General features: G+C 45.3%; 11 protein-coding genes and 2 pseudogenes. 10 read left to right on the top strand and 3 right to left on the bottom strand.

Annotated features, from left to right (window positions below; genetic code table 11):
• Positions 1–93: pseudogene (locus tag H6F50_RS27065) on the top strand (IS630 family transposase); the annotation flags it as partial.
• A gap of 216 nt (positions 94–309) precedes the next feature.
• Complete coding sequence (locus H6F50_RS12175; RefSeq protein WP_190428901.1) at positions 310–564, top strand: DUF2283 domain-containing protein; 255 nt, start codon at positions 310–312, stop codon at positions 562–564.
• Between the two features lie 130 nt (positions 565–694).
• On the opposite strand, the gene H6F50_RS12170 is transcribed toward H6F50_RS12175, so the two are convergent.
• From H6F50_RS12170 to H6F50_RS12160, 3 genes are all read right to left on the bottom strand, one after another.
• A complete protein-coding gene (locus H6F50_RS12170; protein ID WP_190414265.1) occupies positions 695–1,219 on the bottom strand; it encodes a hypothetical protein in 525 nt (174 codons plus the stop codon).
• Positions 1,220–1,366: 147 nt separating this feature from the next.
• A complete protein-coding gene (locus H6F50_RS12165; RefSeq protein ID WP_190414267.1) occupies positions 1,367–1,819 on the bottom strand; it encodes a hypothetical protein in 453 nt (150 codons plus the stop codon).
• Between the two features lie 130 nt (positions 1,820–1,949).
• Positions 1,950–2,138 carry a CsbD family protein gene (locus tag H6F50_RS12160; protein WP_190414269.1) on the bottom strand — a complete coding sequence of 63 codons (189 nt, stop codon included), beginning with the start codon at positions 2,136–2,138 and terminating at the stop codon, positions 1,950–1,952.
• Between the two features lie 734 nt (positions 2,139–2,872).
• Here H6F50_RS12160 and uvrB point away from each other — a divergent pair.
• The 8 genes and pseudogenes from uvrB to H6F50_RS12120 form a co-directional block, all read left to right on the top strand.
• Positions 2,873–4,870 (top strand): excinuclease ABC subunit UvrB, encoded by a 1,998-nt coding sequence (uvrB, locus tag H6F50_RS12155; protein WP_190428900.1) that lies wholly within the window; start codon positions 2,873–2,875, stop codon positions 4,868–4,870.
• Between the two features lie 229 nt (positions 4,871–5,099).
• Positions 5,100–5,261 (top strand): annotated as a pseudogene (locus tag H6F50_RS12150) (Uma2 family endonuclease); the annotation flags it as partial.
• A gap of 360 nt (positions 5,262–5,621) precedes the next feature.
• A complete protein-coding gene (locus tag H6F50_RS12145) occupies positions 5,622–5,783 on the top strand; it encodes a hypothetical protein (protein WP_190428899.1) in 162 nt (53 codons plus the stop codon).
• 252 nt (positions 5,784–6,035) lie between these two features.
• A complete protein-coding gene (gene hpsE, locus H6F50_RS12140) occupies positions 6,036–7,004 on the top strand; it encodes a hormogonium polysaccharide biosynthesis glycosyltransferase HpsE (protein WP_190428898.1) in 969 nt (322 codons plus the stop codon).
• Between the two features lie 252 nt (positions 7,005–7,256).
• Entirely contained in the window at positions 7,257–8,402 is a 1,146-nt protein-coding gene (locus tag H6F50_RS12135) for a DegT/DnrJ/EryC1/StrS family aminotransferase (protein WP_190428897.1), read from the top strand.
• A gap of 86 nt (positions 8,403–8,488) precedes the next feature.
• A complete protein-coding gene (gene crtB, locus H6F50_RS12130; RefSeq protein ID WP_190414275.1) occupies positions 8,489–9,373 on the top strand; it encodes a cyanoexosortase B in 885 nt (294 codons plus the stop codon).
• Complete coding sequence (locus H6F50_RS12125) at positions 9,370–10,104, top strand: cyanoexosortase B system-associated protein (RefSeq protein ID WP_190428896.1); 735 nt, start codon at positions 9,370–9,372, stop codon at positions 10,102–10,104. Before crtB ends, H6F50_RS12125 begins: the two co-directional genes overlap by 4 nt.
• A gap of 385 nt (positions 10,105–10,489) precedes the next feature.
• On the top strand, positions 10,490–10,944 hold a 455-nt coding region (locus H6F50_RS12120), incomplete at its 3' end, for a polysaccharide biosynthesis/export family protein (protein ID WP_190428895.1).

The following is a 10,944-nucleotide window of genomic DNA, read 5'->3' as shown; positions in this document are numbered from 1 at the left end:
TGGTCTTGGCTCAAGAGCCGCATCCGCAAACAACTCGACCAGTTTAATTGTTTGCGAGATGCAATCGAGCATGTCTTATGCTTGTCGTCCTAATTACCTTGGCGATTGCTATATTACCACTGTTGAAGGCGGCGCAACATTTCTGCTCAATTAGAGCGAACAGGGTTTAGGCGTAACTTTCCCTTCAATGCCGAGTGGAGAGGAAAGTTTTATGGTACGAAGAAGGTGGAGGTTATCGCTATTAAAGAAAACGAAAAAGACTGCCTGGTTATCACTGTAGTTGTCAAATTCTTTTAAGGACAATATTTTATGAAACTAACTTACGCTCCTAGATACAACGTCGCTTATATCTACTTACAAGAAAAAACAGTGCAGGTAGAAACCATCCAAGTGAGCGATGAAATAAATGTAGATATAGCGCCTGACGGAACTATTTATGGAATTGAACTACTTAATGCCAATCAACAATTGGGAGCCGACAATCAGAGAAAGCTGATTGTAATAAATGAAGCTTTAGGAGAATCTTCAGAGATTAAATTGGCACTGGAAAAGTCTAAAAATTGACTGCCCAGCTAACATCTACTCGCAACATTGAATTTCTTCAATTGCTAAGTTGTCAAACTGAAAAAGGCGCTCCAAGTTGACTAGAGCGCCTTTTCTTCAACTACCTATTGCTGTCTAACCGCAAAGGGTTTTAGTGCCTGCGACCGCCGAGCCACTTAGCTGCCATGATGCCAAATACAGCGGCAACCACTGGATTGCTCAGAAACTTCATGATAGCTGGTTTATCAGCTAATACATCTTGAAAGATGTCAGGATGAGTGTGATAGGTAAAGGTAGCCAGTTTGCTAACATCATCTGCACTCATGCGGCTGGGGTGATGCGTGGAGAGACTTAATTGTTGCTCCAACTGGCGGTCATTGAGTCCTCTTTCCTTTAACCGCTTGAAGAACTCCCGCGCCACATCATCCCGTTCGCTGGGTTGAATTTGCGCGATCGCTTTTTGCAGTTCTGGCTCCATCTGGCTGACAGGAATGCTGTCTGGATGTAGAGACTTCCCAAACAGTTGACGGCGTTCGTCTCTAGAGGAACGTTGAGCAAAGTCATCAAAATTTTGATAATCGCTGCTAGGATCGCTTGGAGCATCCTGCATCATTTCGGAGTCACCACCAGCCAAATCATTCATGATTTGACGCTTATATTGTTCGCTGCTGGTCATTTTCTTATCTCCTGATTCAAAAGCTAAAAGAAAAAATCGTAAATTCTGGGTAGAGAGGGGATTCACCCCATCTCTACAAATGCACCTTCTAAAGTAGTTAAAGCTAGATGAATTGCCCCAGCTTTCACCGATTTCCCCTTAGTTAAACTAAGCACCTTGATACTGAATTTGTTTTGACTGCTCATCATATTTGGCTGTCAAAATCAGTTTTTTATCTGGCGCATACATCAAAATGGTTAAATCTTGGTTGGGAAAATTCTTGTGGAATCCTTGAGCTAAAGAGCTTGCTAAACTTTTAACTTCGTTAGGACGGACTTGGGGCGTAATCACAACTCCCAATTTGTTGTTATCACGGACGTAGGCATCCTTGACTAATCCTTTCGCTGTCTGGACTACCCAGTTCCCAAATTCTTGACCGGCTGCCGTGCTACCGCGTTCCAACTGTTGATATGCAACAATGCTGTTAGCACCGCTACTCGCACCCGGTAGAGCTTTCGGTTGCGTTGCTTGGCTGGCTCCACTACAAGCTGTAGCTGTAGAGAGGAACAGAACCAAGACTAAAGCCGTAAAAATTTTCCGAAATTGCTGAAGAAAATTCACCTCAGTCTCCTATTAAACTTGTCTTTACAAGACAGAATCAGGGTGTTGCCTGTCTGTGGTATTGGCTGCATTAAATAAGGGAGAAGGTCTAGATGAATCTTTTCAGTAGCTAGACCTCCAAAGTCAAGTATTAGGCGTTATCAACCAAATCTTTTGCCTTATCTTTCACATCTTCTTTGGTGTGACTTACTTGGGCTTCAGCTTGCTTGGCTTTTCCTTCAGCTTTATCTTCTGGATCGCCAGTTATATTGCCGAGCGCTTCTTGGGCTTTGCCTTCGATATTTTTGCCGGTTGCTTTAGCTCTATCTTCAACGCTCATTTTTTTCTCCTAATCTTTCAAACAGTTTTATAAGTTAGAAGATGCGTTAAATTTGCTTTACTGCCGCAGTCTTCTTTTGCTTCTATGTATTCAATGTATCTAGTTTTGTTTACATAGCCTTCTGCCCCCAGACAGAAAAAATGGGGATCGCTATTATTACTCTTTACCTATGCTCAAAGAATGAGTATTTCCTACGGCTAAAGGTAGATGATAATTTAAAAAAATTCTTAATTTTTACAATAGGAAATCTTGTCTCGGCTAAAAACGTGGGATTATTATCCCATTCATAAGTTCCCTTCAACAGCTCTCTCGAACCTTTGCAGTAAAAGCGCCCCTGCGCTAGAAACAAGCGGCTTCCCAAAGTTGCAGAGGGAGTGCTAATCAAGTAAATGGGGAGAAGTAATTTAGTCCCAAGTACAACTAAAATGCGATCGCTAAAAACTTGGATGACACAATCTCATTTGCAAGCAATGTTGAAGCCGATAAACGAATCAGCGATCGCTTTACCGCTTGAATACAAAAAATAAGAATTGTCAATATTTATTAAAATAATTATGCTGTTGGCGATGAACGTGCATGGCAGTGACAAGTTAGGATTTATTTCTGGCGATCGCTTAGATGAGCAAGGCATAGAAGAGGGCAAATGGCTAGGATGAGAGAGAAGAGAGATGTGGTAATCTGCCGACCAAGCTCCAGGCACGAAAAACAATTTTCTTAAAGCTTCTTAAAACTGTATGACGCAATTTTGTCTGCAAGCTCCCTTTCAACCGACGGGCGATCAGCCGAATGCGATCGCGCAACTCACGAAAGGCGTAAAAAAAGGCGATCGCTTTCAAACCCTACTGGGAGCGACGGGAACGGGCAAGACATTCTCAGTAGCAGCCGTTATTGAGAATGTCGGCAGACCCACGCTGGTATTGGCGCACAACAAAACGCTCGCTGCTCAATTGTGTAACGAATTGCGGGAGTTCTTTCCCCCAAATGCGGTGGAGTATTTCGTCAGTTACTACGACTACTATCAGCCAGAAGCGTATATTCCCGTCACCGACACATATATCGAGAAAAGTGCTGCAATTAACGACGAAATTGATATGTTGCGACACTCCGCCACGCGATCGCTTTTTGAGCGGCGCGATGTCATTGTCGTGGCTTCCATTAGCTGTATTTATGGTTTGGGAATTCCCTCGGAATATCTCAAAGCCGCGATTCCCTTAAAGATGGGGCGAGAAGTGAATCAACGCGAGTTGCTGCGAGATTTAGCTTCCGTGCAGTATAGCCGCAACGATGTAGAAATGGGGCGAGGAAAGTTCCGAGTTCGGGGCGATGTGCTAGAAATTGGCCCTGCTTACGAAGATCGGATTATTCGCGTAGAATTTTTTGGAGATGAAATTGACGCCATTCGCTACGTTGACCCCGTAACCGGCGAAATTCTTCAGAGTATGGACGCCGTGAATGTGTACCCAGCGCGTCACTTTGTCACCCCAGAAGACAGACTCGAAGCAGCTTGCAACGATATTGAGCAGGAACTTAAAGATCGGCTGGAAGAATTAGAAAAAGCTGGGAAATTACTAGAGGCGCAACGACTCGATCAGCGCACTCGCTACGATTTGGAAATGTTGCGGGAAGTCGGATATTGCAACGGCGTTGAGAACTACTCCCGACATCTAGCAGGACGGCGTGCGGGAGAACCTCCAGAGTCCCTGATTGATTATTTTCCTAAAGATTGGCTATTGGTGGTGGATGAATCTCACGTCAGCGTCCCGCAAATTCGGGGAATGTACAATGGCGACCAAGCACGAAAAAAAGTGCTGATTGAGCATGGTTTTCGCCTCCCCAGTGCTGCTGATAACCGTCCTCTGAAGTCAGAAGAGTTCTGGGAGAAGGTAAATCAGTGTATTTTTGTTTCTGCAACTCCCGGTAACTGGGAGATAGAACAGTCAGAGGATCGAATTGTACAACAGGTAATCCGTCCGACTGGCGTACTCGATCCAGAAATTTTTGTGCGTCCCACGGAAGGACAAATTGACGACTTGTTAGGTGAGATTAAAGACAGGATTGACAAGCGAGAACGGGTGCTAGTTACTACCTTAACTAAGCGCATGGCGGAGGATTTGACAGAATATTTACAAGAACGAGGAATTCGAGTCCGCTATCTGCACTCAGAGATTAACTCGATTGAGCGAATTGAAATCTTGCAAGAGTTGCGCGAGGGCAATTTCGATGTGCTAATTGGGGTTAACTTGCTGCGAGAAGGGTTGGATTTGCCGGAAGTTTCTCTGGTGGCAATTTTGGATGCAGATAAAGAAGGTTTCTTACGCGCAGAGCGATCGCTCATTCAAACCATTGGTCGCGCCGCTCGTCACATCCGGGGACAAGCCATCCTCTATGCTGATAATCTCACCGATAGCATGATCAAAGCGATCGACGAAACCGACCGGCGGCGGGGGATTCAGATGGCATATAACAAAATGCACAACATTACACCCCAACCGATTATCAAAAAAGTCAATAACTCAATTTTGGCTTACCTAGATGTTTCGCGACGGCTGAATTCTCAACAGTTGGAAGAAATTTACGAACAGGCGGACGATTTGCCTTTAGAGAATATTCCAGAGTTGATTACCCAACTGGAAGCGCAAATGAAGGAAGCAGCAAAGAATTTGCAGTTTGAAGAGGCTGCAAAATACCGCGATCGCATTAAGCATCTACGAGACAAATTACTCGGTCATTAAAAACGCTTAAGCGCCTCTCTTTTCTTACTTTGCGTCCTTCGCGTCTAAGCGCTTCGCGCAGGCTTCGCCAAGGCGGTTCAAAAATTCAACAGCGATCGCACTTTGACTGGAAAAACAGGGTGAAGAGCGATCGCATCCATACACCAATCAGCCATCTGAAAGCCAAGTTGAGCAATCTTCATAATTGAGTTCACCGACTCAGGCATCACCCGTGCAGCCATCCTAAGCCATCACCAACGGCGTTGGCTTAGGATGGCTGATTGATCCCAAGACGAAGCAGATAGAAATTTACCGTTTAGGGCAAGATGTAGAGGTGTTGGAGTTTCCTTTAACTCTATCTGGCGAGGATGTGCTACCTGGATTTGAGTTGGATTTGAATGAGGTATGGTGAAAGCTGATTTTTGGTAAGCGATCGCATCCAACCCGAATGGGATTCACTGCTAGAACATTGCTACACAGATGCCAATTCTCGGTACGAGCGGCACCACCTCATTAGTTCCGCATATTCCGGAAGGGCGCTAGATAAGGCATACCAAGGATTTCTGGAAAATTTAGCAAGCGCAATTTTTTGTCATCCCAGCTAATCCCCTCATCCAGAAATCATGCTCTCAAGGAAAATAAACCTTACCCTAAATTTCTACCTTTTGATTGTGGTGAATGGTACTGGCGATATCCGTACAATGTTGGCGATCGCTGTCTGAAACTTCACTGCCGTCAATGCAGTTAAACTTTATAAGAGGCGACTCTTACTTTGTCGTGCCCATCTCATAACCCCAACGTTCAGGGTGCCACGAGAAAACCTAGCGTCCCTGGCGGCTCGTGGAGCGTCAATCTGGCTTTGAATCGTCAAATGTCGATTTTTCTCCGGCATCTACCCACAGCCGAGTCATCTCCCCGCGTCATCAGCGGCTGACGACGATCTTCCAGATTAGGCAGTGCTGAAACCAGAAAAATTAAATTTGCATCTGCATCTTCGATCTTGTTTGCAAAGGGCAGAGCTTCTCGATAATGTTGGCAATTCGCGCAGTCCTAATTATGTTCGTGGGGTTGCGATTTCAACCAGTACTTGTGGGCATACTAAGAGTATAGAAGAGCATCATTAAGCTTAGGAATGTAACATATGCTTAATTACGATCGCGTATCTGAAAAAACTGCTCTAAAACCGATGTCTGTTGATTTTACTGTAGCCATTCCGACTTATAACGGGGAAGATCGTTTACCTGATGTCTTAGAGCGACTGCGATCGCAAATTCATACCGAGCAAATTGTCTGGGAAGTTTTAGTTGTTGATAATAACAGCTCAGACAATACCGCCAAAGTTGTTCGAGAATACCAAGCAAACTGGCCTTTCGCCTATCCTTTAAGATATTGTTTTGAACCCCAACAAGGACTTGCCTTTTCCCGTCAACGTGCAGTCCAAGAAGCCAGAGGTAAGTTGATTGGATTTCTTGATGACGATAATTTACCAACATCTACGTGGGTTTCGGCAGCATACACATTTGGGCAAAATCATCCGAAAGTTGGCGGTTATGGGAGCCGCATTTATGGTGACTTGCAAGGGACTCCTCCCAAAAATTTTGAAGAAATCGCTTGTCTGCTCGCTATTGCAGACAGGGGAACAAATGCTCTATGCTACGAACCCCACAAAAAGGTTCTACCACCTGGAGCTGGATTAGTTGTGCGTCGCCAAGTCTGGCTGGAAAGCGTGCCGAAAAATTTTATTCTTCACGGGCGAATTGGCGACAATATGCTGGCAGGAGAAGATTTAGAAGCGCTATTACATATTCAACAAGCTGGATGGGAAATTTGGTACAACCCTGAAATGTGTATTTACCATCGAATTCCCCACTGGCGCTTAGAGAAAGACTATTTAATCAAATTATGTCGCGGCATTGGTTTGAGCCGCCATCGGACTCGGATGCTAAGTTTCAAACCTTGGCAGCGACCCGCCGTTTTTTTTATGTATATGGTTAACGATTTACGTAAAATATTATTTCATCTCATCAAGTATAAATTTTCCTTGAAAGATGATATTGTAGCTGCTTGCCAAATGGAGCTTTTTACTAATAGCCTGATTAGCCCTTTTTATATTTGGAAAACCCGACTACGTACTTATAACATAAAAATTGATTAAATTCTGTGTAGAGAATTTGCCGTTTATATTGTAAATATTCTCAATATAAAAGCTTTACTTTCTCTTCATACAGGGAGTATTCGTCTCGCTTAAACTGGTCTTTAGCTGGATCAACAGTGAAAACTTTATGGAAGCGATCGCTCTAAAGGCCTAAGCTTTTCTTCCAATCAGTGCTGTTGATACCTCAAAAGGCATTCTCGTTGGCGATTCAAAAACCCTAGGAACTATCGGTAACTTTAATTCTCATACCGTATGAACAATATTACGACAGCAATTCCCTTTGTGGATCTTCAACTCCAACACCAGCCTCTTCAAACACAGATCGAGGAGGCAGTGCGGGGTACGATTCAACGAGGAGATTTTATATTAGGTCAGGCTGTAGCTGACTTTGAGGCGGCGTTTGCCAGTGCCTGTGGTGTGGCTTATGGCATTGGAGTCGCTTCGGGAACAGATGCGCTAGCGCTCGGATTAGAAGCCTGTGGTATTGGTGCCGGGGATGAGGTCATTTTACCCACCAATACCTTCATCGCCACTCTGATCGGCGTTGTCCACGCTGGTGCCACACCGATTTTAGTCGATTGCGATCCTCAAACTGCGCTAATTGACTTTACAGCCGCCGAAAAAGCAGTCACAGCCAAAACCAAAGCGATCGTTCCAGTGCATCTGTATGGGCAAATGGTTTCGCCCCGTCAACTTTTGGACTTTGCCAGCACCCACAACCTGATTGTATTTGAAGACGCGGCTCAGGCTCACCTAGCACAGCGAGAAGGTTATCGTGCCGGTTCTATTGGTAAAGCAGCAGCTTTTAGCTTCTATCCCAGTAAAAATTTGGGTGCCATAGGAGATGGAGGCATGGTCATCACCAATGATGAAGCAGTAGCGCAGAAAATGCGATCGCTCCGCAATTACGGGTGTTCCCGTAAGTATTACCACACTGAACCCGGTACCAATAGCCGACTTGATACCCTGCAAGCCGCTGTCCTCAACATCAAACTCCCTCATCTTGCCGACTGGAACCACTCACGTAACCAAGCAGCCCAGCAGTACGACGCCTTATTGAAGCCGCTGGCAAACTCTGGAATTTTCCCCATCCAAAACCAAAGTGGCAACGGTCACATTTATCACCTTTATGTTGTTCGTGTCACTGAAGCTTGTCCCCTCGACCGGCAGACGATTCAAGACAAACTAGCGGCTGTTGGTATTCAAACCGGCATCCACTACCCCATTCCCTGTCATCTTCAACCCGCCTTCGAGAATCTCGGCTATCAAGCCGGAGACTTCCCCCAAGCCGAAGCTCTAGCACTGGAAATTTTATCCTTACCGATGTATCCAGGCTTAAGCGATACCCAAGTCCATCAGGTCATTGATACTTTGCAAACCTTGTGTGTGAGAACCTGATGAATTTTCAATGTAAAAAACGCTAAGAATAATGATTCTAACTTTGCGCTTAGCATTAAAAAAGCTTAGAAAATTAAGGTCAAACTATGCATTTTGAGCGAAAGATTCCGATTGCTATTGAGCGTTACTTGCTAGAAGGAACCATTGTTGCTTTGCTGGTGATTCTGTATGCTCCACTGTTATGGCACTGGTACGATGGCTGGTTGAACAAAAATATCAGTATTGAACATGAATATTACAGCCACGGTTTAATTGGGTTGCCTTTTGCCGCCTATATAACCTGGTCAAATCGACAACAATGGCGTCAGTTACCAGATACAAGTCATCCACTAGGCGCAGCCTTGCTAGCCTTGGGCGGAGTATTTTATCTCAGCGGCATTACTGACCTGATAAATTTATCCTTTCCTGCTGTATTAGCTGGACTTTGTCTGTGGCTGAAAGGAGTTCCTGGCTTCAAACTTCAAGGCTTTCCCTTGTTACTCGTATTTTTGGCAACGCCGACCCAAATTCCTTACTTACTAGCTCCCTATACCTTGCCCCTCCAGCGATTCATTGCTGCAACAGCTGGTTTCATCCTGACTCAGTTCGGGATGAATGTTACTGTCAACCAGATTTACTTATTCGTAGGCGGACGAATTGTAGAAGTTGCGCCTTTCTGCGCTGGACTTAAGATGTTATTCACCAGTCTTTATGTAACCTTGATGTTGCTTTACTGGACGGGTGCTTGGGCATCTCGTACGAAGACGATTTTGTTAGTCGTCGGTGCAGTAGTCATTAGCGTTACTGGTAATATCGTCCGCAATACGCTGCTAACTTTCTTTCATGGTACTGGCCAAGAAAAAACTTTTGATTGGCTGCACGAAGGCTGGGGCGGTGATGTTTATTCTGCCTGTATGTTGGGGTTAATTGTGCTTCTACTCAATGCGATCGATCGATATATTTCAGATGAGCCTCAGAAGGATGAAGCATGAAACTGCCCAAGAAATTGCAGCGCTTTCAATTTTCTAAAGTCGTCTTACTGAGTTTTCTTGTCGGACTGATGGCAATTGGCGCAGTTCCTAGTTACTTGACAGGACGCTGGTCTTGGGCAAATCCCCCACGAGTGACCAACCTCCAACAACTCAAAAATATACGGCAGGCTGGTCTAGCGCTTCCCGGCTGGCAGACTCAACAACAGGATACCGTAACGATTGGCGGTCATAAATGGTCGATTCAGGAACTCCAGCAGGATGAAAAAACCCAGGTAACTTTGCTGCTTTTGCCTCAAGAAGATCGCAAGGCTCAACCAGAGGTTGAGTGGATGGATATTAATGGGTTTAAAGAGTGGCAGACCGATCAAGAGCAGCGGTTGCAGTTTAAGGTCGAAACTCCTTTGCAAACAGGAACCCAAAAGACTACAGAATCTGGAACTTCTGCTACACGTCCGACATCTTCCGATGTTAAAGCTCGTTTCTTTCGCGGTTGGACTCGGCAGCAGACCTTCGCCGTGCTTCAGTGGTACGCTTGGCCTGGAGGAGGCAATCCGTCTCCCAGTGGCTGGTTCTGGGCGGATCAAATGGCTCAATTGCAACGTCGCCGCTTGCCTTGGGTTGCTGTTAGCATCTTGATACCGATGGAGCCTTTGGCTGAGGTTGATACAGCTCTACCGCTTGCTAAATCGCTCGGTCAAACGGTTCAAGCCGCTTTAATGAAAGAGTTATGAATTGAGACTGGGAGGAGAAATTTGCTTGACTCGCTTGGATTTGAATAATGAATTTACTGATAACTACACTCTGTGCAACTTTTCGAGATGTGCAACTTTTTAAGAACTGTCACCCTTGATGCAAGCCGGTGGAGTGTAGAAGCCAAACGGCTTTCCAAGGGGTAGAAGTTTATCCCATCTTGCTCCAAGGATATTGGTAGGGAACCTAATGCTTCAAAAGGGTTTTAGGATTTGCAATCGTGCCAGTCTCAAACATCACGGGATGAATTTCTAGGGAGGAACTTCAAGACGCGATCGCTTTGTTGAGAATGCAATGAAAATTGCACAGTGAGTTATAACTGATAAATTTGATAATCGGTTCCCTAAGGTCTTAGTGAATATACTTATGTCTCGCACTTCTGGAGGCCGGTTGCACCGCTTCACCGCCTTCTTTCTCTTCACTCTTCACACGAGTGTCTACACGTTGCCGAGTAGTGTCCTACTCTGGATGCTGCACTCAGGGACTTTTGCTTGTAGAGGGATGAGTCAAACTTTACCCACATTACCCAACTCGGTCGCGCCTCCCCTCCCGCCTCCGCCTCCTTCCCCTAATACCAACGAAAACGTACAATCGCCGGTGGTGATTCCAGCAGCTCCTATCGATCCCACCAGTCCGCCGCCACCGCTGGGTTATCCATCGCCTCAGCCGTTTGAGGGACAGCCGACCCAGTTTAATAATCGCTACCTACTGGGAACGGGAGATACGATTTCGGCGTTGGTTGAGCGTTTTCCAGACTTGAGTTTTCAAAGCGTCATTGACGCGGAAGGAAACATCGTGGCACCCCTATTAGGGAAAATATC

Source organism: Coleofasciculus sp. FACHB-712, from assembly GCF_014695635.1.
Taxonomy (GTDB): domain Bacteria; phylum Cyanobacteriota; class Cyanobacteriia; order Cyanobacteriales; family FACHB-T130; genus FACHB-T130.
This window is presented reverse-complemented; position numbering and strand designations above follow the sequence as displayed.